Below are 20,981 nucleotides of genomic sequence, written 5' to 3' on the forward strand. Positions count from 1 at the left end.
CGTCAGAGATCATGCGGTACTTGGAAGTGCCGGTGTGCGTCTACGAAGGTCGACGCAGACTTCATGACCGAGTCAAGACGGGGCCCCGCTGGTGTCAGAGATCTTCGCCGGCGGCCGCGAGGCCTTCCCTGACCTGGCGGTGGACTCGTGCTCGGCGCGGTGGCAGGGAGCGTCGAAGCACGCGTGTTGAGCTGCGCGAAGATCGCAGTTCCACGACGCGCATGGGGGCGCGCACGGCGTCGACTCCGTGGCAGCGATGGTCCTTCGTGCGGGCGCGTGTCTTCTACGGATCGGAGGCGAGGGCTCTCAACTGGTCGAAGATTTCTGGGGAGTCCCCGACATCGTCAGCGACCTCCTGCGTCCGGGGTGTGCGCCGGGCGACAACGGCAGGAGCTGCACAGTGATGTGCAGCTGCTCGCCGGCGCCCGCGGACGGTCGTGCATCACCTCCGCCGGGCCGACCGTCCGGCGCAGCACCGCTTCGTCGAGGATCGCCCAGAGTCGGGCCGGATGCTCGCCGCCCGATCTGAGCGTGAGTGCCCAGGGTGTCGAGCACCTCTCGTACCCGTCGGTGCGGGCGACCTGACGTGCGTCGGCGCAGCGGCCTGCGGCTGTGTCCGTCTCCCCTGCCGCTGCGCCTGTTCCTCGGTCGCGACCCGCGGCCTGCTGCCCCAGTCCCTCTTGAGGTGACCTCAACCCGGGAAACGGGATTCTCCGCCCAAGCGGCCTGGCGCCAGGCCATGCGCCGTGTTGGAAGGAGTCCTGCGCATGACGCAAACCAGCCCGGACGTCAGCACGTCGGCCGGAATCATCCGGCTGAGCAACGCGTTCTGCGACGCCAAGGCGCTGCTGACCGCTGTCGAACTGGACCTGTTCACGACGCTGCACAACAAGGGGACCTCCACCGAGGAGGAGATCCGCAAGGAGCTCGGCCTGCACGGACGCGGGCTGAGCGACTGGCTGAACCTGCTGACGGCGCTCGGTCTGCTGGAGCGTTCCGACGGCGGCTACCGCAATGCCAAGGGCGCGGACCGGCGCGGGGCCGGCGGCGGAGGCGGCTGCCTCGCGCCACGCCGTGGCCCCGGGCACCGCGGGACGGCTCACCCAGGCGGATCTACGAGAGCCAACTGGGTCGGCGACGGAGCTACCGACCGCTAAGAGGCCCGGAGGGACGGTAACGGCCGGGGGCGGTGCCGGAGTTGCGATACGGCGCAGCTACTGCCGGCCCGCGGCCGCGCGCTCCGCCGCGCTGCGCTCGACGCAGAACTCGTTGCCTTCCGGGTCGGCCAGAGTCGCCCAGCCCGTGCCGTCGGCGCGGCGGTGATCGGCCACCAGGGTGGCGCCCAGGGCCAGCAGCCGCTCGATCTCCTCGTCCCGGGTGCGGTCCTGCGGCTGCAGATCCAGGTGCACACGGTTCTTGACGGAGGCCGCCTTACGCTCGGGGACGGTCACGAACAGCAGCGTGGCTCCCGGCGATTCGATCAGCGCCTCATCGTCGCCCGGGTGGTCGTCGTCGGCCAGCGGAGAATCGAGGGCCTCGGCCCAGAAGCTGCCCAGACCGTAGGCGTCGGCGCAGTCGATGGTTATGTGTCTCACCAGGGAAGCCATGCACGCCACTATGTCCGGGCAGCCCACCGGCTTTCAACTTCCGTCTCCTGGAGCACCGGTACGGAAGACGCGTAAGCTTCCCTCAGTTCCCCTCGGGCAGTGATCTTCTCGTGGTCGGCAGCGCGGTCGGGCCGATGCAGGCGTCTGCCGCTGCGCGAAATCCCGAGGCCAGGGGCAACGTGCGGCCGTCGGCCCGCGTCCTTCTGGGCGTGATCGAACTCGTCGACGACCCGTCCACCCCTGAAAGCCACGAAGAGACCGTGCGGCCCGGCCCGCTGTGGCGCCACGCCGTGTGGGTGGCCGGCATCACCGTCCTTGGCGTAGGCCTGGGTTGGGCGGGCGCTCTGTACCGTATCGGCCCCGAGCAGTACGGGCTGCCGTCCGCCGCTCCGGGGTCGGTGTGGCCGTATCTGGCCGCCTGGACCGCGACCGGCCTGGCCGCGGCAACCGCACTGCGGGCCGCCGCCGCGAGGGTCCCCGTCTACGGCCCGGGGCGGGTCGCAGGTGTGCTCACCCTCCTGGGTACCCGGCTCTCGCTGGGCTGGCGGCCGGAAGCACCCCTGCTGGGCGCGATGGCCGCGGCCGTACTGACGGCAGCGGTCATATGGTGCGCCCTCGCGCTGCGCCCTGCCTCCCCTGGCAACCGTGGCAGGGGAGTTACGTCCGGCGGGTGAGGCGGCGGATGTCGCCCCCGGCGTCCGGACACTCTAGCCCGCAACGACGGGCCGGGCGACCCGCGGCCTGCTGCCCCAGTCCCTCTTGAGGTGACCTCAACCCGGGAACGGGATTCTCCGCCCAAGCGGCCTGGCGCCAGGCCATGCGCCGTGTTGGAAGGAGTCCTGCGCATGACGCAAACCAGCCCGGACGTCAGCACGTCGGCCGGAATCATCCGGCTGAGCAACGCGTTCTGCGACGCCAAGGCGCTGCTGACCGCTGTCGAACTGGACCTGTTCACGACGCTGCACAACAAGGGGACCTCCACCGAGGAGGAGATCCGCAAGGAGCTCGGCCTGCACGGACGCGGGCTGAGCGACTGGCTGAACCTGCTGACGGCGCTCGGTCTGCTGGAGCGTTCCGACGGCGGCTACCGCAATGCCAAGGGCGCGGACACCTACCTCGTGCGCGGTGAGCGCACCTGGGTCGGCGGCTTCCTCGAGCGCTCCAACCGCAACCTGTACCCGGCGTGGGGCCGGCTCGGTGAGGCCCTGCGCACCGGTGAGCAGCAGTCCGGCAGCCACTTCGACGTCGTGGTCCAGAACCCTCACATCCTCAAGCAGTTCGTCCACATGATGGACGCCCTGACCCATGTCGTGGGCCCCGAGCTGGTGGGCAAGTTCGACTGGTCGACCTCCCAGTCCGTCCTGGACGTGGGCGGTGCGCGCGGCAATCTCTGCTCGATCATCGTGAAGAACCAGCCGCATCTGGAGGGGCACGTCTTCGACCTGCCTCCGATGGAGCCGCTCTTCGACGAGCACGTGGGGAGCTACGGGCTCACCGGCAAGGTCCACTTCCACGGCGGCAGCTTCTTCACCGACCCGCTGCCCGTGAAGGCTGACGTGGTGACCATGGGCCACGTGCTGCACGACTGGGACCGCACGCAGCGCGGCGAGCTGGTGGCCAAGGCGTTCGACGCGGTCAACCCCGGCGGCGCGCTCATCGTCTACGACCGGATGCTCGACGACGAGCCGGACCACGTCGAGAACCTGGTGATCAGCCTGGACATGCTGCTCGTGACCGACGGCGGTTCCGAGTACCCGACCTCCGAGCTCCTGGAGCACGCGAAGAACGCCGGCTTCGCCTCGACCGAGGTCAAGCCGCTCAGCGACTACGACACGGTCGTCATCTGCCGCAAGGCCGCGTGAGCGCGGCCGCGTTCGGCAGCCCGGCAGTGCGGCACCAAGGCACCACCGCATTGCGGCAGTACGGCGGTACGGCAGTCCCGATCCGAGGAAAGGAATCCGTCCATGAGCAAGACCACTGAGGAGGTCCCGGTCCTCGTCGTCGGAGGCGCCGTGACCGGGCTGTCGACCGCGGTCTTCCTCGGCTGGCACGGGATACGTTCGCTGGTCGTCGAACGGCACCCCGACACCCTCAGCCACCCCCGCTCGCGCGGTGTCAACCCGCGCACCGTCGAGCTGTACCGGCAGGTCGGGCTCGAGGACCGGATCTGGTCCGAGGCGAGCCTCGCCACGGACTTCAGCAAGCTGCTGATGATCCGTGCCGAGACGCTGGCGGGCCCGGAGATGTTCAGCGGGCCGACGGACCAGCCCGACCCGAGCGGTTCGGTCAGCCCGTGCGAGTGGGCCCCGATCGACCAGGACCGGCTCGAGCACCTGCTGCGCGAGCGGGCCGGGGAGCTCGGCGCCGAGCTGGCGTTCTCCACCGAGCTGGTCTCCTTCGATCAGGACGGGGACGGCGTCACCGCCGTACTGAAGGACACCGGTACCGGCGTCGAGCGCACGGTCCGGGCGAAGTACCTCGTGGCCGCCGACGGCAGCCGCAGCCCGATCCGTACGAAGCTCGGCATCGAGTCCGACGGGCCCGGTGAGTTCGCCACCACCGTGTCGGTGCTCTTCGAGGCCGATCTGAGCAAGGCGGCGCGGGGCCGTCCGGTCGGGGTCTGCTACCTCGACAAGCCGGCGCCCTCGACCATCCTGTTCGCGCACGACGGCCAGAAGCGGTGGATCTTCGCGACCGGGATGCCGCCCGGCGAGAGTCTGGACGACATGACCGAGGAGAAGGCGGTCGAGCTGGTTCGGGCGGCGATCGGCGAGCCCGACCTGGAGGTCGGGATCATCGCCCAGCTGCCTGCGGGCGGGGCGAAGTGGCTCAGCTTCGTCATCGGCGCCCAGGTGGCTCGCAACTACCGCCAGGGCCGGGTCTTCCTGGTCGGTGACGCGGCCCATCTGGTGCCGCCCACCGGTGGGTTCGGGGCGAGCCTGGGCATCCAGGACGCGAGCAACCTGGCGTGGAAGCTCGCCGCTGTCATCGACGGCGAGGCCGGTGAGGAGCTGCTGGACACCTACCAGGCCGAGCGGCACCCGGTCGCCTGGATGACGCTCCAGCAGGCCCTCGGGATGATGCAGGAGCGCACCGGGGACGACGCCGAGGGCCAGGACGCGGCCGAGGCGTACGGCACCACGGTGTTCGGCTACCGCTACAGCGCGGGACCGCCGGTCGCGCCGCAGAACCTCAGCGGCGAGCCGGGGACCCGGGCGCCGCATCTGGAGCTGGACCGCTCCGGCACGAGCATCTCGGTGCTCGACCTGTACGGGCGCTCCGCGGTCGTCGTCACCGCCGAGGAAGGACAGGCGTGGGTGGACGCGGCGAAGGCCGTCGCCGACGAGCTCGGCATCACCCTGGCGGCGCACCGTATCGGCGGCGCGGGGGCGGAGTTCACCGCGTCCGGCAGCGTGCCGAAGACGTACGGCATCGAGGCCGGCGGCGCGGTCCTGGTGCGTCCCGACGGATTCGTGGCCTGGCGCTCGCCTGCCGGCTCCGCCGACCCGAAGGGTGAACTGGCCGCCGCAGTCAGCCAGTTGCTGTCCCGTACCGATTGAGTGAGCTCAATGGGCCCGGCATCCCCGCCCCGGGGGTGCCGGGCCTTCGACCTATGGAGGCTTGTGTCATGGCTGTTGTTCCCCGCACCGCGCTCGTGACCGGCGGCAACCGCGGACTCGGTCTGGCGGTCGCGACGCTGCTGCATGCCCAGGGACACCGGGTGGTGGTGGCCGCTCGGGAGGAGGAGACGGCCCGCAAGACGGCCGAGATGCTGGGCGGGAGCGCACGGGGCGTCGGGCTGGACATCACCGACGCCGACTCCGTGGCACGTGCCGTGGAGTGCACCGGGCCGGTGGACGTTCTCGTCAACAACGCGGGTGTGCAACTCGACTGGGGCAAGGCGCCTTCGGAGGTCGGGCTGGAGCTGGTGGAGCAGACGCTGCAGGTCAATCTGCTGGGTTCCTGGCGGGTCGCGCAGGCGTACGTGCCGCGGATGGTCCGGGCCGGCTGGGGGCGTGTCGTCAATGTCTCCAGCGGCACGGGGACCTTCACCATCGGCATCGCGCCGCAGTGCCCCGCGTACTCGGTGTCCAAGGCCTCCCTGAACGCCCTGACGGTGATGCTGGCCAAGGAGACGGAGGGATCGGGAGTGCTGGTCAACGCGGTCAATCCGGGTCTTGTCCGCACCCGGATGCGCCCGGAGGCCGAGCAGTCCCCCGAGGCCGCCGCCGAGGCCGTCGTCCGCGCGGCGAACCTGCCCGACGACGGGCCCTCCGGGATTCTGTTCCGCCGCGATGCAGTCGTCGGCTGGTGAGCGGGGCCGGTGACGGGTGAGTGGTGGCGCGGCGCTATCAGTGCCGGGCGTCCGGGCCGGCGGCTCTTGGAGAGCGGGCCCAAGCTCACGCTCCGCGCCGGTGCAGGCAGTCCAAGGCGGCCAGTTCGTCCTCGGAGAGGCGCAGTGCGCCTGCGGCCACGTTGGCGACGAGATGATCCAGGTCGCCCGTACCGGGAATGGCCAGCACATGCGGCCCGCGGTGCAGCGTCCACGCCAGTCGCACCTGCGCCGCGCTCGCACCGTGCGCCTGTGCGACGGCGAGTACCTCGTCGCTCTCGGCGCCGCTCGCGCCCGCCTGGCGCCCGGTGCCGGCGATCGAGTAGAACGGCACGAACGCGACGCCCCGCTCACCGCAGGCACGCACGAACTCGTCGTGGTCGGGCCGCACTCCGATGCCGTACTGGTTCTGTACGCAGACCACCGGCGCGATGGCCCTGGCCTCGGCGAGATGTTCCGGGGTGACGTTGGAGATGCCCAGGTGGCGGATGAGCCCGGCGTCGCGCAGTTCGGCCAGTGCGCCGAAGCGCTCGACGATCGAATCGGTTCCGATGATGCGCAGGTTCACCACGTCGAGGTGGTCGCGGCCGAGCTGACGCAGGTTCTGCTCGACCTGGCCGCGCAGCTGGTCCGGGGTGGCGTGGGGCAGCCACTCGCCCGAAGGAGCGCGGCCCGGCCCGACCTTGGTGGTGATGACGAGATCGTCCGGGTACGGGGCCAGGGCCCGGCTGATCAGTTCGTTGGCGGATCGCAGGGGCGAGAAGTAGAACGCGGCGGTGTCGATGTGGTTCACGCCGAGCTCGACCGCGCGGCGCACCACGCTGATCGCCTGGTCCCGGTCGCGCGGTACGGCGCCGGGCACCAACGCCTCGCCGGTCTGGGGCAGTCGCCGCCGTGCTCGGCCGCTCCCGGACCCTGCTGCTGACCGAACTGGAGACCCCGGCCTCCACCACGGAACTGGCCCACCGTACGGGGCTCTCCCCGGCAGGGGTGTCCCAGAACCTCACCGCGCTGCGCGACGCGGGCCTGGTCAGCGCACACCGAGCGGGCCGCTCGGTGCTCTACGCCCGCACCTCGATCGCTGATTCCCTCCTCGCCGAGTGATCTGCGCAGCGACCGGCTCGGCCCGGCCGGCCCACAAGGACGATCGCCCAGGCCGGCCGTCCGGTGCCGTGACGCACCTCAGGGGCGCGCGTCCAGGAACGATGTGTCGTGCTTTCCGTTGCGGAAGGCGGGGTCGGCGATGACGTCGCGCAGCAGCGGAATCGTCGTGTGCACGCCGGGCCCGGAGATCCGGAACTCCGCCAGTGCCCGGTCCATCCGGTCCAGGGCCGCTTCCCGCTCGGGCGCCCAGGTGATGACCTTGGCGAGCAGGGAGTCGTACTGCGAGGGCACCCGCCAGCCGGCGTAGCCGTGGGTGTCGACGCGGACGAACGGCCCGCCGGGCGGCACGAATTCCTCGAGCGTGCCCGGGCACGGGGCGAAGTTGCGGGCCGGGTCCTCGGCGTTGACCCGGCATTCGACGGCCGCGCCGCGCGGTACGAGGTCCTCCTGGGCGTAGCCGAGGGCCTGCCCGGCGGCGACCCGGATCTGCTCGCGCACCAGGTCGACGCCGAAGACGGCCTCGGTGACCGGATGCTCCACCTGGATGCGGCAGTTCATCTCCATGAAGGAGAACCCCTCGTCGTGGACGAGGAATTCGAAGGTGCCGGCGCCGGTGTAGCCGACCGCGCGGGCGCCGCGTACCGCGGCCCGGGCCATGGCGGCGGTGAGTTCCTTGTGCAGCCCGGGTCCGGGGCTCTCCTCGATGAGTTTCTGGTGGCGGCGCTGCACGGAGCAGTCGCGCTCGCCGAGGTGCAGGACGCTGCCCTGGCCGTCGGCGAGTACCTGTACCTCGATATGGCGGGCGCTGTCGCAGAAGCGCTCCAGATAGACCCGGTTGTCGCCGAAGACGGCCTGTGCGGTGGCCCTGGTCTGGCGGTAGGCGGGCAACAGGTCGCTCTGCTGCCGTACGACTGTCATGCCGCGGCCACCCCCGCCCGCCGCGGCCTTGATGATGAGCGGGAAGCCGATGCGCGCGGCGAGGTCGGTGGCCTCGGCGGCGCTGTCGACGGTGCCGGGGCTGCCGGGAAGCACGGGCAGCCCGGCGTCGGTCATCAGCTCCCGGGCGACGGCCTTGTCACCGAGCCGGGAGAGCACCTCGGGCCTCGGGCCGATGAACACCAGTCCGTTGTCGGCGCAGATCTCGGCGAAGTCGGGGTCCTCGGAGAGGAATCCGTAGCCGGGATGGACCGCGTCGGCCCCGGTGCGGATGGCCGCCTCGATGATCGCGGGCGCGGAGAGGTAGCTCTTGCGCGGCATGCCGGGGCCGATCTGTACCGCGGTGTCGGCGGCGCGCACATGCGCGCTGTCCTTGTCGGCGGTGGAGTGCACGGCGACGGTCCGGATGCCCATCTCCTTGCAGGTCCTGATCACGCGCAGCGCGATCTCGCCGCGGTTGGCCACCAGGATGGTGTCGAAGGTCACGGTCACCCCTCCCCCGCGCGGCCCGCCGGGCCCTCGGGATCGAGGAGCACCAGCGCCTGCCCGTACTCGACTGCGGCGCCGTCGGCGACCAGGATGTCGACGACGGTGCCGGCCCGGGTGGCCTCCAGCGGGTTCATCAGTTTCATCGCCTCGACGATGCCGAGCTGCTGGCCGACCTCGACGCGGTCGCCGGGACGGACGAAGGGCGGGGCGCCGGGGGACGGAGCGAGATAGAACGTGCCGACCAGGGGCGCGCATTCGTGGTAGCCCTCGACCGTCTCCTCGACGGGCGGGGCGGCGGTGGGCCCCTCGCCCTGGGGGGCCTGCCCCTCTTCCCACTCGACCTCGATGCTGGCCGCGCCCAGACTCACCCGCACCCTCCTGGGGTGGTTGGAGCCGACTCGTACGACGTCCGCGATGCTGCGGCAGATGTCGGTGAGGGCCAGGGCGCTGGTGTCGTAGTCCAGACCGCTGAGCGGGTCGTCGGTCCGGGGATTGCGGAGGCTCTCCTTGGTCACTTCGCTCATGGGTATCTCTCCGTAGTACCTGCCGTTGCCGATGCCGTGACCACCTGCGAAATAGCTGGTCACGTCCGTGTCCCCGGGTCGGGGGCGAGACCGAAGGCGCGGAAGCGCCGGCGCCGTCCGGCCGGTGAGGTGGTGCGGCCGCGCAGCTCGCGCAGCGCCACGACGGTGGCGCGGCGTACGGTGTCGCTCATCGCCGTGGTGTCGGTGTGGCCGCCGCCCTCGGGCTCGGGGATGACTCCGTCGACCACTCCGAGGCGCAGCAGCGAGGCGGCGTCCAGGGCGAGTTCGTCGGCGGCCACGGCGGCCTCGGCGGCGTTCTTCCACAGGATGGCCGCGCAGCCTTCGGGACTGATCACCGAGTAGGTGGCGTTCGCGCACATCAGCACCCGGTCGGCGACGCCGAGGGCGAGTGCTCCCCCGCTGCCGCCTTCGCCGGTCACCACAGCGACCACCGGCACGGGCAGTGACCCCATCAGCCGCAGGTTCTCGGCGATGGCGACCGACTGGCCCTTCTCCTCTGCGGTGAGGCCCGGGTAGGCGCCGGGGGTGTCGATGAGGGTCACCACGGGGATGCCGAGCTTGGCGGCGAGCCGCATCAGCCGTGCGGCCTTGCGGTAGCCGGCCGGGGAGGGCATGCCGAAGTTGCGGCTGACCAACTCTGCTGTCGTGTGGCCTTTCTGATGACCGATCACCATCACGGGAAGTCCGTCGAGGCGGCCGACGCCGCCGACGATCGCGGAGCACTCCTCACCGGCCCGGTCGCCGTGCAGTTCGACGAAGCCGTCGAGCCAGTAGCCGATGTGTTCGAGTGCGGTGGGCCGGCCGGCCTCACGTGCCAGCTGGACGCAGTCCCAGGCGGGCAGTTGGTCGAGGAGCTGGCTGTCCCGGACGACGGGGTCCTCCTCACCGGCGCCCCAGTCCGGACCGGGTTCCTCCGCGACGGCGAGCAGTCTGCTGAGCCGGGCGCGCAGTTCGGTACGCGACCACACGTCGTCCACCAGACCGTGCTCCAGCAGGAATTCGGCGGTCTGGAAGCCGTCGGGCAGCTTCTGGCGGATGGTCTGCTCGATGACGCGCGGTCCTGCGAAGCCCATACGGGCGCCCGGTTCGGCCACCACCACGTCGGACAGGGTCGCGAACGACGCGGCGACGCCCCCGTAGGTGGGGTCGGTGACGAGGGTGACGGTGAGCAGACCCGCCTCGTCGAGTTCGGCCAGGGCGTTGCTCGTCTTGGCCATCTGCATCAGCGAGAGCGCGCCCTCCTGCATGCGTGCTCCGCCGGAGGCGGTGACGATCAGCAGGGGTACGCGGTCGTGCAGCGCGGTCTCGGCGGCCGTGGTGATCGCCTCGCCGGCCGCCACGCCGAGGCTGCCGCCGAAGAACCGGAAGTCCATGACGGCGGCGACCAGCGGCCGCCCCTCGATCCGTCCACGGACCACCAGCACGGCGTCCTGCTGTCCGGTGCGGGTCCTGGCCTGCTGAAGGCGGTCCGCGTACGGGTGCTGGTCGACGAAGTCCAGCGGGTTGACCTGGGTGGCCGGAACCGGCACCGCCTGGGGGGTGCCGGTGTCGAAGAGCTGCTCGATACGGCTGGGCGCGTCGAGTCGGGCGTGCGCACCGCACTCCGGGCAGACCCGCAGCAGACGCGCGTAGCGTTTGCCGTAGACCAGGGAGCGGCAGCCGGAGCAGGAGACCCAGGCTGCCTGCTCGTCGGCCGCGGTGGTGCGGCCAACGGGTTGAACCGTGATGGTCATGAACGGGGCCTCTCTTCCGGATCGGGCCGGAGCGGTGAACAGGATGCGATCGCGGGGCGGACGAGAGGCCCGGGGCGTGTCTTCGGGATCAGGCCGTATCAGCGAGTGGGGTCCAGTGCCGGGGGCACCGCCCGTGCCCGGAGGGCCACGGGGGATGTCGCAGAGCGGAGAAGACAGGAATGGCGTGAGCCATGCCGGCCGACGACCAGGCGCGTGGGGGCACCTGCCCCGCCGAAGGCTGTGGGGTGGGGGTACCACTCACGCCGAAGGCTGTGGGTGACCAGGGCACGAGAGCCCGGCTGGATCCGAAGGACACACCCCGGGCTCTCAGTAGGCCGCCTCCACCTCGTAGATGCCGAACGGCACGGCGAGCCGGGTGTCGCGGTACGGACGCAAGGGGGCGGTGTCCTCACGGTGCCCGGCGCCCTCTTCCCAGCGCCGGAACGCGGCCAGATCGCTCCAGCGGCTCACGACGACGAGCGCGGTGGGGTCGTGCGGGGAGCGCAGCAGTTCGTTGCCGAGCATCCCCGCTACGCCCGCCAGGCGCTTGCTGACCTCGTGGTACGCGGCGCGTACCGCGGCCAGCTGCTCGTCGTCGTGGGCCGCCTGGTGGACCAGGACCCGGACCTCATGCGGCATGTGTGGCGGCCTTGCCCTCGATGTGGGCGATGACCTGCATCGTGTTGAACGAGCCCTTGCCGCGGTAGGGGTGGAGCCGTTCGCGGTGGGCGAGGTGGGCGTCGCTGGACTCGAACTCGCGGAAGCCCACTTCATCGGTCCAGTCGCTGACGATGAAATAGACACTCTCCTCGTCGTTGTCCTTGGACAGCCACTGGCCCAGACAGGCCGGGTGGCCGGTGACCGCCTCGGTGCTGCCGCGCCAGGCCTTCTCGAAGTCGGCCTCCAGACCGGGGTTGATCTCCATGCGGAGCAGTACCCGGAAGGCGCCCTCGGATCGTGAGTGCTTGCCGTTGGTCATCAGGAGATCCCTCCGTCGACGCCGATGGTGGACCCGGTGACGTACCGGGAGAGGTCGCTGGCCAGCCAGAGGATCGCGCCCGCGACCTCTTCGGGGGTGCCGAGCCGGCCGAGCGCGGTCTTGGCGCTGTAGCGCTCGATCATCAGCTGCTGCTGGTCCGCGGGCAGCTTGCGCAGGTTCTCCGTCTCGATGACGCCGAGGGCGACCACGTTGAAGCGGATGCCCTTGGCGCCGAACTCCTTGGCCAGCGAACGGTTCAGGCCGACGAGCGCGGCCTTGGTGGTGGTGTAGTGGGAGCGCAGCGGGATGCCGGCCTCGACCGCCTTGGAGCCGATGCTGACCACCGAGGACCCCCTGCGCAGCAGCGGCAGGGCGTTCTGGATCACCAGGTGAGTTCCGGTGATGTTGGTGTCGATGATGCGCCGCCACTCGTCGAACGGCAGGTCCGCGTAAGGGATGTGGCTGATGGCGCCCGCGTTGTTCACCACGAGGTCGAGCCGGGCGAACTGCTCCTTGGCCTGGGTCAGGAGGGCTGCGACATCGTCCGGGTCGGAGACGTCGGCCCGCATGACATGGTGGTTGCCGCCGGTCTCCTTGAGTTCCTTCTCCAGCGAGGTGACCGCGTCGCCGGAGTTCTGGTAGCAGGTCAGGACATCGACGCCGGCCTCGGCCAGCGCTTTGACGATCCCCCGGCCGACCCCTCGGGTGCCGCCGGTGACCAGGGCCTTCTTGCCCTTGAGACCGAGATCCATGAATTCCTCCGCAAGAGTGTCAGTCAGAGCAGCAGTGCGAGGGCGGCGCAGTTGACCAGCAGCGCGAGCAGGGTGAGCACGCTGCGCCGGTGGTTCCACGCGCCCCAGTTCCAGCGCGGGTCGTTGGCCTCGAAGTCGTCGGGCAGGTTGTCCGGATCGAGGGTCTGCACCCATTTGTTGACCGGGACGTTCTTGATCAGTGAGATGGTGACGGTGGCCGCGGCGAGCACGGCGCCCACGATGAACAGGGCGCGTACGGCCGCCTCCGGCGCGATCACCGCCAGGACGGCGTCGCCGATCAGCGTCCCGAGCAGGCACAGCGGCATCGCCGGGTCGTAGCGTGTGGCGAAGAAGGCGTGTGCGTGTACGTAGCGGTCGGCGGGCAGGGCCGCGAGCAGCGGCCAGCCGCCGAGCTGGGTGCCGAACAGCACGCCGGCGGCCAGGCCGTTGACGAGGACCACCACGGGGACCAGATAGGCGATCACCGTTGGAACCTCCTCAGCCTGCCGTGGCGCGGCGGGCCGCTTCGGCCTCGACCTTCTGCTTGATCAGGTTCATCTGGATGCCCGTGTTGCGGTTGAGGTGCTCGGTCATACCGGCGTCGCTGGCCGGGGCCTCGGGCTTCATGTGGAAGTCCTGCACCCAGCGCATCCGTACGCCGCCGTCCTCCTGGGTGTACTCCCAGAACAGCCGCATGAACTCGAACGGGCCGGTCTCCACGCGGTGGGCGTGGACGGTGCGGCTCTCCGGGTCGGGGACGCGGCGGGAGACCCAGCTCCACACGTTGCCGTCCTCGTCGGGGTGCATGGTCAGCCGGAAGGTGATCTCCCGGCCCTCCTCCTCGAGGATCTCCACGGAGGCGTACTCGCTGAAGAGCTGCGGCCAGGACTTGAGATCGTTGGTCATGTCCCAGACCAGGTCCATCGGCGCTTCGATCACGATGCTGTTGTCGGTGTGTCCCGCCATGACGGCCTCCTGCCGTGAGTCGGTTGGCGCGGTTGTCGGCCGGCCCGGGTTCAGCCCGCCCGGCCGAGGACGAGCGCCGCGTTGAAGCCGCCGTGTCCGCGGGCGACGACGAGCGCGGTACGCAGCTCCTGGTGGCGCGGTTCGCCGAGCACGAGGTCGATCTCGTGCCCAGGGGCCGGTGCGGTGGGGCCCACGGTGTGCGGGATCACCTGATCGCGCAGGGCGAGCAGGGCTGTTGCGACATCCAGGGGCGCGCCGCCGCCGTACAGCCGGCCGGTCAGCGTCTTGGGAGCGGTGACCGGTACGCCGCGCGGGCCGAAGATCTCGGCGAGCGCCTCGGCCTCGGTCAGATCGGCCGAGGGCACGCCGAGCGCGTCGGCGAACACCACGTCGACGGCGTCCGGTCGGACTCCGGCGTCGGCGAGTGCGGCCGCGATGGTGCGGCGCAGCGCCGGGGGCCGGCCGGAGGCGAAGGAATCGGGGCCGGCGGCGGAGGGCGGCGGCGGGTCGAAGCCCGCCGCGTAGCCGAGGACCTGGCCGTAGATCTTCTGGGCGCCGCGGGCCTCGGCGGCCTCGGCGCTCTCGACGATCAGCATCGCGCCGCCCTCGCCGGGCAGATAGCCCGACGCCTCGCTGTCGAAGGGCAGATAGGCGCGGGCCGGGTCCTGCACGGTGGACAGATTGCCGGTGGACAGCTGGGCGGTCAGCCCGTACGGGCACAGGGACGCATCGGTGCCGCCGGTCACGACGAGCCTCGATCCGGTGCGGATCAGGCGGCGTGCCTGGCCGATGGCGTCGAGGCCGCCGGCCTGCTCGGTGCAGATCACGCCGCAGGGGCCACGCAGCCCGTGCCGTATGGAGACCTGGCCGGTGGTGGCGGCGTAGAACCAGGCGATGGACTGGTACGCGCCGACCCACTCGGGGTTGTGCTGGTAGAGGTTCTCCATCTCGTGCTGGCCGAACTCGGTCCCTCCGGAGGAACTGGAGGTCACCACGGCCAGCTCGTACTCGGGCAGTTCGGCCGGGTTGACGTCGGCGTCGTTGATGGCGGCCTCGGCCGCGGACAGGCCCAGATGGGTCCAGCGGTCGGTCTGCTGGATGAGCCGGCTGGGCACCTGTTCCTTGGCCACGAAGCCCGGCACCTCGCCCGCCAGGCGGACCGGGTACGCGGACGGGTCGAAGCGGCTGATCCGCCCGATCGCCGGCTGCCCGCCGAGTACGGCGGACCAGTGGGCCTCGGCGCTGAGGCCGGTGGGCGCGACGACGCCGAGTCCGGTGATGACGGGGGCCTTGGCCGTTGTTGTGGTCACCGTCAGCTCCTCGAGTTCCGGGCCGCGCCGGGGCGGGCCAGCAGCATGGCGCTCTGGAACCCGCCGAATCCGCTGCCGACGCTGAGGACCACGTCCATCCGGTGCTCCCGGGCGGTCAGCGGGACGTAGTCCAGGTCGCACTCCGGGTCGGAGGTGCGCAGATTGGCGGTGGGCGGCACGACCTGGCGGTCCAGCGCGAGGGCGCAGGCCGCGACCTCGATGGAGCCGATGGCGCCGAGCGAGTGGCCGACCATCGACTTGATCGAGCTGACGGGGACCTTGTATGCGTGGCCGCCGAGGGTGCGCTTGAACGCGGCGGTCTCGTGCCGGTCGTTCTGCTTGGTGCCCGAGCCGTGGGCGTTGATGTAGTCCACGGCGCTCGCGTCGAGACGGGCCCGGTCCAGGGCCACCTTGATGGCCTCGGCCATCTCGCGGCCGTTGGCCTTGAGGCCGGTCATGTGGAAGGCGTTGCTGCGGCCGGCGAAGCCGACGAGCTCGCCGTAGATGTGGGCGCCGCGGGCCTCTGCGGCCGACTTCTCCTCCAGGACCAGCACGGCGGAGCCCTCGGCGAGGACGAAGCCGTCACGGTCCTGGTCGAACGGCCGGGAGGCGTGCTCCGGGTCGTCGTTGTTGGGCGAGGTGGCCTTGATGGCGTCGAAGCAGGCGGAGGTGATCGGGGAGAGCGGGGCGTCGGTCGCTCCGGTGAGCACGACGTCCGCGGTGCCCTCCTCGATCAGCTGGGCGCCGTGCCCGATCGAGTCGAGTCCGCTGGTGCAGCCGGTGGAGATCAGGGCGACGGGTCCTTCGGCGCCCACCTCCCAGGCGACCTCGACGGCCAGGGTGCTGGGCACCATGTAGCCGTACAGGTGCGGCACTCCGTAGGTGTGGTCCACCAGCCAGTGCTTGCCGGCGTCGCTGAGCAGGACGTACTCCTCCTCGAGCCCCATGGTGCAGCCGACCGCACTGCCGATGCTGACGCCGATGCGCTCGGGCGGGGTGTTCGCAAAATCGACTCCGCTGTCCGCCACGGCCTCGCGGGCCGAGACGACGGCGAACTGGGCCGCGCGGTCCATCCGCCGTATCTGGCGTGCGTTCAGCCCCGCGGCTGCCGGGTCGAAGTCGGCCTCGGCCGCCACCTGGGAGCGGAAGGCGCTGGGGTCGAACAGCGAGATCCGGCGGGTGGCGGTGCGGCCGGCGGTGAGCAGGTCCCAGAAGGCCTCCCTGCCCACTCCGCCGGGCGCGACGACGCCTATGCCGGTGATGACCGCTCTGCGGCTCACCGGGCACCGCCCACCTGGGGGTTGGACTCCTCGGGCCGCTGGACCTTCTCGGTGTCCACATGCCCGAGCTCGGGCCTGGGTGCGAGCGGTGAGAGATGGAAGGCGCCCTTCGCGGTCTCGCTGCCGGTGTTGACGAGCCGGTGCCGTACCCCGATGGGCACGAGCAGCGAGTCGCCCGGCCCGAGCGTGATGGGCTGGCCGTCCATGGTCATCTCCAGCTGGCCGGAAATGACGTGCAGGAACTCCTCGGAATAGGGGTGGTAGTGCTCGGTGACGAAGTCACCCGGCTCCAGGGTCAGTACACCGCCGAAACCGGAAGTGCACCCCACTGTCCTGGGGCTGAGCGTCGTCCGGATGTCGCCGCCGCGCCGGGTGTTGGCCTCGACGTCGTCAGCGTGCACCCGCACGGTGCGCGTGATCTCGGTGGTCACTGCCCGCCTCCTCAACGACCTGGTCCGTCCAGTGGCTCGAACCGTCCCAGCCGTACCTAAAGGCCGGCTCGAAGAAGCGTTGATGTTCCAGCGGAGCGGGGACGGGTGTACCGGCGCTCGAGCACCTGGCGAGCGCGGTGCCGTGCGATGGCCGGGCAGGAGTCCACCCGACCAGGGGAGCAGCCATGCCCTTCGCCGCCATCACGTACGACATCAAGGCCGGCTACGAGAAGGAGATCACCGAGATCTTCACCGGCTTCCGCAGGGTGGGCTCGCCCGTCGTCAAGGACGACGGGGGCGAGGAGAGCGCCCGCATTCTGTCCACCGCGGTCTTCATCCGCGACGACACGATGGTCCGGGTCATCGAGTACGAGGGGGATCTGCGCGCCATCGCACGGCACATGGCGGTCCAGCCGGGCGTGCGCGAGGTCGAGGAGAGGCTCGCCCCCTATCTGACCAGGCCGCGTGCGACGGACACCGTCGAAGGCTTCGTCGCCACGTTCGAGCGGTCGCTGCTGACCTGTATGGCGCAGATGTCCGTGCGTGACGCGCCTCGCCCGTCCACGAGCTGAGGGAGATGTACGTGCTGAACCGCAGAAGTCTGCTCAAGGCGGGTGCGGCGGCCGGTGTGCTGGCCGCCGTACCCGCCGGTCTTGTCCTCGGCACGCCGCCCAGGCGCGCCGCGGCGGCCACCACCCCGTTCACGGTGCCGCTCAGGGTGCCGAGGCCGCTGCGGCCGACGCGGCTGGCCGACCACGATCTGTACCGGCTGACGTCGCGGGACGCCGATGTGGCGATCCTGCCCGGGACGACGTCCCGGGTCCGGACCCTGGGCGGGGCGCTGAGCCCGCTGATCGTGGCGCGGCGCGGCCGGCCGGTGATCATCGAGCAGGCCAATGCGCTCGATGTCCCGTTCTCGATGCACCTGCACGGCGGGCATGTCCCGGCGCACTCGGACGGCCACCCCGACAACGAGGTGGCTCCCGGCCGCTCGCGGCTGTTCCGCTACCCGAACAACCAGCCCGCCTCCACGATGTGGGTGCACGACCACTCGCACCACGCGCACGCGGAGAACATCTACCGGGGCGCCGCGGCCACCTATGTGCTCACCGACCCCGCCGAGGACGCGCTGCCGCTGCCGAAGGGGCAGTACGACGTCACGCTGCAGCTGCGCGACGCGAAGATCGAGGACGACGGCACGCTCGTGTACGACCTGCACGGCTTCCAGGACCGGCCGACGTTCCTGGTGAACGGCTCGCCCAGGCCCTACTTCGAGGTCGCGGCCCGCAAGTACCGCTTCCGGCTGGTCAACACCTCCAACGAGCGGGCCTTCGTGCTGCGGCTCGGCGAGGGCGAGGAGTTCACGCACATCGCCACCGACGGCGGGCTGCTGCCCGCTCCGGTGCCGAGCCGGATCCTGCAGGTGTGGCCGGCCGAACGGCAGGAGATCGTCATCGACTTCTCCCGGTACCCCCTCGGTTCGAAGGTCGTGCTGTCGACGATGATGACCTTCCCTGGTGAGGCGCCGGAGGTGATGCGCTTCGACGTGGTGCGTACGGCGGCCGATCCGAGCAGCGTGCCCGCGGCGCTGCGGCCGGTTGCGGACCTGGGGACACCGGCGGTGGAGCGGACGTTCGCCATGTCCTTCGACCCGCGCAGCCAGCAGCATCTGATCAACGGCATGCCGTTCGACGTGAACCGGGTCGACTTCCGGCCGAAGCTCGGCGTCACGGAGATCTGGACGATCGAGAACAAGGACGTCGACTTCACCATCCCGCACTCGCTCCACCCGCACCTGGAGCACTTCCAGGTGGTCGACCGCAACGGCAGGCCGGCCGGTCCGGGCGAGGCGGGGTGGAAGGACACCATCACGGTGATGCCGGGCGAGAGCGCCCGGATAAAGATCAGGTTCACCGACCACACCGGGAAGTTCATGTTCCACTGCCATCTGATGGGTCATCTGACGATGGGAATGATGGGCCAGATGGAGATGGTGCGCTGACCTGCCCGTCAGCCTCGCCGTACACAGCGAACCGCCGCGGCGGTCACCGTGATCAGATCACGGTGACCGCCGCGGCGTTGAGCACGAGAGCGATGACGGCGAGCAGGGTGCGCAGCAGGTGCCAGCGCCGCCACAGCGGGCGCGGGTCCTGCCAGTCGGCCGGCAGGTCGTCGGGGTTGTCGACGGCCTTCACCCGGCGGTTGATCGGTACGTTGCACAGATGCGAGACGGCGGAGACCCCCAGCAGCAGCACCGCGGCGACGGCGAACAGCAGCTGTGCCGTGCCGTCGTCGGCGACCACGGCCAGCCAGCCGGCCAGCAGCGTCGAGGTCAGGACGACGACGGGCATGGTCGGGTCCCAGTTGCGGCCCAGCAGCTTGTGCGCGTACACGTAGGTGGTGGTCTCCATGGCGAATAGCGCGGGCAGCACGCTCAGCGCCACGGCGAACAGCACCCCCGCGGTGACCCCGCTGCCGAGGAGAACAGCTATCCCCAGCACCTCGGTCATGGCGCTCAGGTCCCGGCCGGGTGGGTGTCGACGGTGAGCTGGGCGATGGAGCGCATCGTGGCGTTGCGGAAGTACGCCGCGAAGCCGGCCGGTGAGCTGGTGTCGCGCTCTTCGGCGAGGTACGGCTGGAGCTTCTCCTCCAGGATGTGCACGCCCTTCTGGGTGGCCATGTGGCGGCCGACGGCGGCGAAGTCGCCCTCGTAGTGGATGACGCGCACCATCACGTCGTCCTTGATGAACACGCCGGTGCCGAGCAGGCGTCCGGCGGCCCCGCCGTCGTCGCCCTTGAAGTCGGGGGTGTCGACGCGGGCGAAGTTCGCGAAGATCTCGGCGATCTCGTCCTCGTGCCCGGGCTTGACCCGGTAGGTGATCGCTGCGTATGGCATCAGATTCCTCCATCGACGGTGATCGTGGCGCCGGAGACGTAGCGGGACGCGTCCCCCGCCAGGAAGAGCACGGTTCCGGCCACGTCCTCGGGCCGGCCGAGACGGCCCAGCGCGGTCATCGCGGCGATCCGCTCCCTCAGCTGGGGCGGCAGATCTCCGCCGGTCTCGGGCTCGGTGACACCCGGAGCCACCGTGTTGACACGGATTCCGCGCGGCCCGAGCTCCTTGCACAGCGCCCGTGAGAAGCCGACGAGTGCCGCCTTCGAGGCGGAGTAGTGGGCGCTGAAGGGCCGGCCGCGCAGGGCGACCGACGAGCCGATGTTGACGATGGAACCGCCCTCGGCCAGCAGTTCGAGCACGGCCTGGGTGACCAGGTAGGCGGAGGTCACATTGTGGTCGAACAGGCGCTGCCACTCGGCCGCGTCCAGGTCGCCGAACTTGGCGTGACCGTCGACGCCGACGTTGTTCACCAGTACCTCGAGCCCCCCGAGTTGCTCGCGGCAGGCCTTGGCCAGCGTGCGGGCGCCCTCGGCGGTGGTGACGTCGGCGCGTACGGTCAGATGTCCCTCGCCGAGCGCGTCCAGCTCCCGGGCGAGGGATGCGGCGGCCTCGCCGTCCCTGCTGTGACCGGCCACCACACGGGCTCCGGCGCGGGCGAAGGCCAGCGCCGCCGCCCGGCCGATCCCGCGGGTGCCCCCGGTCACGAGCACCCGCTTCCCGGCGAGGCCCGAGACGCCGGCGTCTTCCGTGCTCATGCCGCCTCGGGCAGGCTTGCGTTGATCATCTTCAGCAGCAGCCGCGGCGTCTCGGCCTCGACGACCGCGTCGTCGGAGAGCTCGACGCCCCGCTCCCGCTTGATGACACCCGTGACCTGCAGCAGTGCCAGGGAGTCGTAGCCGAGATCGATGAACGGCACGTCGAGCACCGCATCGCTGTCGAGGTCGATGCCCTCGGACTCACCGGCGCATTCGCGGAGCTTGTCGGCAAGCTCCGGCAGGGTGAACTGGCTCACTGGATCCGCCCTCCGTCCTTGGTCCATATGTAGAAGGCCTGCGCCATGGCGTCCTTGGGCTCGCGCCAGTTGGGGTCGTACGGCGAGACGCACTTGGCGAGGCGGGTGTTGATGTCGTCGTAAAGGGGGTGACTGCGGGCCTGGTACAGCCTCGGGCTGATGTCCTCGTCGGCCTCGACGAGATGGAAGTAGAGATCGTGGAAGGTGAACAGCGACCGCCTCGTCACACCGATCATGTGGGGCAGCTCGCTCGAGTCGGACTCCTCGAAGATCTTGGCGATGTCGCCGGCCTTGCCCGGCTCCATCCGAGCCACTATGAGCGTCCGGTGTGCCACCGTCGGCCTCCTTCGTGGAAAGTGCTGGACAGCCCGGTGATTGACGGGCTTCGAGCACCGTGGCAGGCCGTGGTGGAGTGCCGCTCGACCGGCCGTCCAACGTCCTTGGGGCGGCCGGGATTTCGCCCGGACCCCGGGCGGCACGGGGGGGGCCGCGCCCCCGCCGCCCGTGCGGTGCGGTCAGTACGAGAGCGGAGTTGTTGCCGGCGAACCCGAAACTGTTGACCAGAGCGGTGCGCGGCGCTCCGGGCAGCCGACGGGCCGCGGTCAGTA

At 70.7% G+C, this 20,981-nt stretch carries 26 protein-coding genes and 1 pseudogene; 8 read left to right on the top strand and 19 right to left on the bottom strand.

Annotated features, from left to right (window positions below):
• Positions 1 to 344 precede the first annotated feature (344 nt).
• The gene (locus tag OHS70_RS38985) at positions 345 to 887 is read right to left on the bottom strand and encodes a Scr1 family TA system antitoxin-like transcriptional regulator (protein ID WP_443062557.1); all 543 of its coding nucleotides are present in this window, start codon (positions 885 to 887) and stop codon (positions 345 to 347) included.
• On the opposite strand from OHS70_RS38985, the gene OHS70_RS04040 reads away from it, so the two are divergent.
• Positions 768 to 1,157, top strand: a complete 390-nt coding sequence (locus OHS70_RS04040; RefSeq protein ID WP_328393712.1) for a methyltransferase family protein — start codon at positions 768 to 770, stop codon at positions 1,155 to 1,157. The genes OHS70_RS38985 and OHS70_RS04040 overlap by 120 nt on opposite strands.
• A gap of 72 nt (positions 1,158 to 1,229) precedes the next feature.
• Here the strand turns inward: OHS70_RS04040 and OHS70_RS04045 are convergent.
• Positions 1,230 to 1,607: pseudogene (locus tag OHS70_RS04045) on the bottom strand (VOC family protein); the annotation flags it as partial.
• Positions 1,608 to 1,741: 134 nt separating this feature from the next.
• On the opposite strand from OHS70_RS04045, the gene OHS70_RS04050 reads away from it, so the two are divergent.
• The 4 genes from OHS70_RS04050 (at position 1,742) to OHS70_RS04065 (ending at position 5,922) form a co-directional block, all read left to right on the top strand.
• Positions 1,742 to 2,281 (top strand): hypothetical protein, encoded by a 540-nt coding sequence (locus OHS70_RS04050; RefSeq protein ID WP_328393714.1) that lies wholly within the window; start codon positions 1,742 to 1,744, stop codon positions 2,279 to 2,281.
• A gap of 171 nt (positions 2,282 to 2,452) precedes the next feature.
• Complete coding sequence (locus OHS70_RS04055) at positions 2,453 to 3,469, top strand: methyltransferase (protein ID WP_328393716.1); 1,017 nt, start codon at positions 2,453 to 2,455, stop codon at positions 3,467 to 3,469.
• 102 nt (positions 3,470 to 3,571) lie between these two features.
• The gene (locus OHS70_RS04060; protein WP_328393718.1) at positions 3,572 to 5,167 is read left to right on the top strand and encodes an FAD-dependent monooxygenase; all 1,596 of its coding nucleotides are present in this window, start codon (positions 3,572 to 3,574) and stop codon (positions 5,165 to 5,167) included.
• Positions 5,168 to 5,235: 68 nt separating this feature from the next.
• Positions 5,236 to 5,922, top strand: a complete 687-nt coding sequence (locus tag OHS70_RS04065; RefSeq protein WP_328393720.1) for an SDR family NAD(P)-dependent oxidoreductase — start codon at positions 5,236 to 5,238, stop codon at positions 5,920 to 5,922.
• Between the two features lie 85 nt (positions 5,923 to 6,007).
• Here OHS70_RS04065 and OHS70_RS04070 read toward each other — a convergent pair whose 3' ends face one another.
• Positions 6,008 to 6,826 (bottom strand): aldo/keto reductase, encoded by an 819-nt coding sequence (locus OHS70_RS04070; RefSeq protein ID WP_443062725.1) that lies wholly within the window; start codon positions 6,824 to 6,826, stop codon positions 6,008 to 6,010.
• 8 nt (positions 6,827 to 6,834) lie between these two features.
• Here OHS70_RS04070 and OHS70_RS04075 point away from each other — a divergent pair, with 8 nt between their 5' ends.
• On the top strand, positions 6,835 to 7,044 hold the full coding sequence (locus tag OHS70_RS04075) for an ArsR/SmtB family transcription factor (RefSeq protein WP_443062558.1): 210 nt from the start codon (positions 6,835 to 6,837) through the stop codon (positions 7,042 to 7,044).
• A gap of 78 nt (positions 7,045 to 7,122) precedes the next feature.
• Here the strand turns inward: OHS70_RS04075 and accC are convergent, their stop codons facing one another.
• The 11 genes from accC to OHS70_RS04130 form a co-directional block, all read right to left on the bottom strand.
• The gene (gene accC / locus OHS70_RS04080; protein ID WP_443062559.1) at positions 7,123 to 8,472 is read right to left on the bottom strand and encodes an acetyl-CoA carboxylase biotin carboxylase subunit; all 1,350 of its coding nucleotides are present in this window, start codon (positions 8,470 to 8,472) and stop codon (positions 7,123 to 7,125) included.
• Positions 8,469 to 9,056: an acetyl-CoA carboxylase biotin carboxyl carrier protein gene (locus tag OHS70_RS04085; RefSeq protein ID WP_328393724.1), complete on the bottom strand. Its 588-nt coding sequence runs from the start codon at positions 9,054 to 9,056 to the stop codon at positions 8,469 to 8,471. The genes accC and OHS70_RS04085 overlap by 4 nt, the downstream gene beginning before the upstream one ends.
• The gene (gene accD, locus OHS70_RS04090) at positions 9,053 to 10,747 is read right to left on the bottom strand and encodes an acetyl-CoA carboxylase, carboxyltransferase subunit beta (protein ID WP_328393726.1); all 1,695 of its coding nucleotides are present in this window, start codon (positions 10,745 to 10,747) and stop codon (positions 9,053 to 9,055) included. Before accD ends, OHS70_RS04085 begins: the two co-directional genes overlap by 4 nt.
• 327 nt (positions 10,748 to 11,074) lie before the next feature.
• The gene (locus OHS70_RS04095; RefSeq protein WP_328393728.1) at positions 11,075 to 11,386 is read right to left on the bottom strand and encodes an antibiotic biosynthesis monooxygenase family protein; all 312 of its coding nucleotides are present in this window, start codon (positions 11,384 to 11,386) and stop codon (positions 11,075 to 11,077) included.
• Positions 11,376 to 11,726 carry an antibiotic biosynthesis monooxygenase family protein gene (locus OHS70_RS04100; protein WP_328393730.1) on the bottom strand — a complete coding sequence of 117 codons (351 nt, stop codon included), beginning with the start codon at positions 11,724 to 11,726 and terminating at the stop codon, positions 11,376 to 11,378. Before OHS70_RS04100 ends, OHS70_RS04095 begins: the two co-directional genes overlap by 11 nt.
• Positions 11,726 to 12,478 (bottom strand): SDR family NAD(P)-dependent oxidoreductase, encoded by a 753-nt coding sequence (locus tag OHS70_RS04105; RefSeq protein ID WP_328393732.1) that lies wholly within the window; start codon positions 12,476 to 12,478, stop codon positions 11,726 to 11,728. The genes OHS70_RS04100 and OHS70_RS04105 overlap by 1 nt, the downstream gene beginning before the upstream one ends.
• 23 nt (positions 12,479 to 12,501) lie before the next feature.
• Entirely contained in the window at positions 12,502 to 12,963 is a 462-nt protein-coding gene (locus OHS70_RS04110) for a DUF1772 domain-containing protein (RefSeq protein ID WP_328393734.1), read from the bottom strand.
• 13 nt (positions 12,964 to 12,976) lie between these two features.
• Positions 12,977 to 13,444, bottom strand: a complete 468-nt coding sequence (locus tag OHS70_RS04115; RefSeq protein WP_328393736.1) for an SRPBCC family protein — start codon at positions 13,442 to 13,444, stop codon at positions 12,977 to 12,979.
• A 50-nt stretch (positions 13,445 to 13,494) separates the two neighbouring features.
• Entirely contained in the window at positions 13,495 to 14,754 is a 1,260-nt protein-coding gene (locus OHS70_RS04120; RefSeq protein ID WP_328393738.1) for a ketosynthase chain-length factor, read from the bottom strand.
• A gap of 2 nt (positions 14,755 to 14,756) precedes the next feature.
• Positions 14,757 to 16,034: a beta-ketoacyl-[acyl-carrier-protein] synthase family protein gene (locus tag OHS70_RS04125; protein ID WP_328393740.1), complete on the bottom strand. Its 1,278-nt coding sequence runs from the start codon at positions 16,032 to 16,034 to the stop codon at positions 14,757 to 14,759.
• On the bottom strand, positions 16,031 to 16,465 hold the full coding sequence (locus tag OHS70_RS04130; RefSeq protein WP_328393742.1) for a cupin domain-containing protein: 435 nt from the start codon (positions 16,463 to 16,465) through the stop codon (positions 16,031 to 16,033). Before OHS70_RS04130 ends, OHS70_RS04125 begins: the two co-directional genes overlap by 4 nt.
• Before the next feature lie 185 nt (positions 16,466 to 16,650).
• Here OHS70_RS04130 and OHS70_RS04135 point away from each other — a divergent pair, with 185 nt between their 5' ends.
• Positions 16,651 to 17,037 (top strand): SchA/CurD-like domain-containing protein, encoded by a 387-nt coding sequence (locus tag OHS70_RS04135; RefSeq protein ID WP_328393744.1) that lies wholly within the window; start codon positions 16,651 to 16,653, stop codon positions 17,035 to 17,037.
• Between the two features lie 5 nt (positions 17,038 to 17,042).
• Positions 17,043 to 18,467, top strand: a complete 1,425-nt coding sequence (locus OHS70_RS04140; RefSeq protein ID WP_328393746.1) for a multicopper oxidase family protein — start codon at positions 17,043 to 17,045, stop codon at positions 18,465 to 18,467.
• A 52-nt stretch (positions 18,468 to 18,519) separates the two neighbouring features.
• On the opposite strand, the gene OHS70_RS04145 is transcribed toward OHS70_RS04140, so the two are convergent.
• Genes OHS70_RS04145 through OHS70_RS04165 form a run of 5 tightly spaced genes read right to left on the bottom strand, consistent with a single transcriptional unit; the run spans position 18,520 to position 20,708 of the window.
• Complete coding sequence (locus tag OHS70_RS04145) at positions 18,520 to 18,975, bottom strand: anthrone oxygenase family protein (protein WP_328393748.1); 456 nt, start codon at positions 18,973 to 18,975, stop codon at positions 18,520 to 18,522.
• Positions 18,976 to 18,980: 5 nt separating this feature from the next.
• Positions 18,981 to 19,361: a SchA/CurD-like domain-containing protein gene (locus OHS70_RS04150; protein WP_328393750.1), complete on the bottom strand. Its 381-nt coding sequence runs from the start codon at positions 19,359 to 19,361 to the stop codon at positions 18,981 to 18,983.
• Complete coding sequence (locus tag OHS70_RS04155) at positions 19,361 to 20,116, bottom strand: SDR family NAD(P)-dependent oxidoreductase (protein WP_328393752.1); 756 nt, start codon at positions 20,114 to 20,116, stop codon at positions 19,361 to 19,363. Before OHS70_RS04155 ends, OHS70_RS04150 begins: the two co-directional genes overlap by 1 nt.
• Entirely contained in the window at positions 20,113 to 20,400 is a 288-nt protein-coding gene (locus OHS70_RS04160) for an acyl carrier protein (RefSeq protein WP_328405397.1), read from the bottom strand. Before OHS70_RS04160 ends, OHS70_RS04155 begins: the two co-directional genes overlap by 4 nt.
• Positions 20,370 to 20,708 carry a TcmI family type II polyketide cyclase gene (locus OHS70_RS04165; protein WP_328405399.1) on the bottom strand — a complete coding sequence of 113 codons (339 nt, stop codon included), beginning with the start codon at positions 20,706 to 20,708 and terminating at the stop codon, positions 20,370 to 20,372. Before OHS70_RS04165 ends, OHS70_RS04160 begins: the two co-directional genes overlap by 31 nt.
• Positions 20,709 to 20,981 lie beyond the last annotated feature (273 nt).

This window comes from Streptomyces sp. NBC_00390 (genome assembly GCF_036057275.1).
Classification (GTDB): Bacteria; Actinomycetota; Actinomycetes; order Streptomycetales; family Streptomycetaceae; genus Streptomyces.

Excerpts from the sequence above, each read along its gene's own strand:
- OHS70_RS04040 (WP_328393712.1), top strand. The coding sequence starts at position 768 with ATGACGCAAACCAGCCCGGACGTCAGCACGTCGGCCGGAATCATCCGG.
- OHS70_RS04100 (WP_328393730.1), bottom strand. The coding sequence starts at position 11,726 with ATGACCAACGGCAAGCACTCACGATCCGAGGGCGCCTTCCGGGTACTG.
- OHS70_RS04145 (WP_328393748.1), bottom strand. The coding sequence starts at position 18,975 with ATGACCGAGGTGCTGGGGATAGCTGTTCTCCTCGGCAGCGGGGTCACC.
- OHS70_RS04050 (WP_328393714.1), top strand. The coding sequence starts at position 1,742 with ATGCAGGCGTCTGCCGCTGCGCGAAATCCCGAGGCCAGGGGCAACGTG.
- OHS70_RS04065 (WP_328393720.1), top strand. The coding sequence starts at position 5,236 with ATGGCTGTTGTTCCCCGCACCGCGCTCGTGACCGGCGGCAACCGCGGA.
- OHS70_RS04095 (WP_328393728.1), bottom strand. The coding sequence starts at position 11,386 with ATGCCGCATGAGGTCCGGGTCCTGGTCCACCAGGCGGCCCACGACGAC.
- OHS70_RS04155 (WP_328393752.1), bottom strand. The coding sequence starts at position 20,116 with ATGAGCACGGAAGACGCCGGCGTCTCGGGCCTCGCCGGGAAGCGGGTG.
- OHS70_RS04060 (WP_328393718.1), top strand. The coding sequence starts at position 3,572 with ATGAGCAAGACCACTGAGGAGGTCCCGGTCCTCGTCGTCGGAGGCGCC.
- accD (WP_328393726.1), bottom strand. The coding sequence starts at position 10,747 with ATGACCATCACGGTTCAACCCGTTGGCCGCACCACCGCGGCCGACGAG.
- OHS70_RS04150 (WP_328393750.1), bottom strand. The coding sequence starts at position 19,361 with ATGCCATACGCAGCGATCACCTACCGGGTCAAGCCCGGGCACGAGGAC.
- OHS70_RS04105 (WP_328393732.1), bottom strand. The coding sequence starts at position 12,478 with ATGGATCTCGGTCTCAAGGGCAAGAAGGCCCTGGTCACCGGCGGCACC.
- OHS70_RS04140 (WP_328393746.1), top strand. The coding sequence starts at position 17,043 with ATGTACGTGCTGAACCGCAGAAGTCTGCTCAAGGCGGGTGCGGCGGCC.
- OHS70_RS04135 (WP_328393744.1), top strand. The coding sequence starts at position 16,651 with ATGCCCTTCGCCGCCATCACGTACGACATCAAGGCCGGCTACGAGAAG.
- OHS70_RS04160 (WP_328405397.1), bottom strand. The coding sequence starts at position 20,400 with ATGGACCAAGGACGGAGGGCGGATCCAGTGAGCCAGTTCACCCTGCCG.
- OHS70_RS04115 (WP_328393736.1), bottom strand. The coding sequence starts at position 13,444 with ATGGCGGGACACACCGACAACAGCATCGTGATCGAAGCGCCGATGGAC.
- OHS70_RS04055 (WP_328393716.1), top strand. The coding sequence starts at position 2,453 with ATGACGCAAACCAGCCCGGACGTCAGCACGTCGGCCGGAATCATCCGG.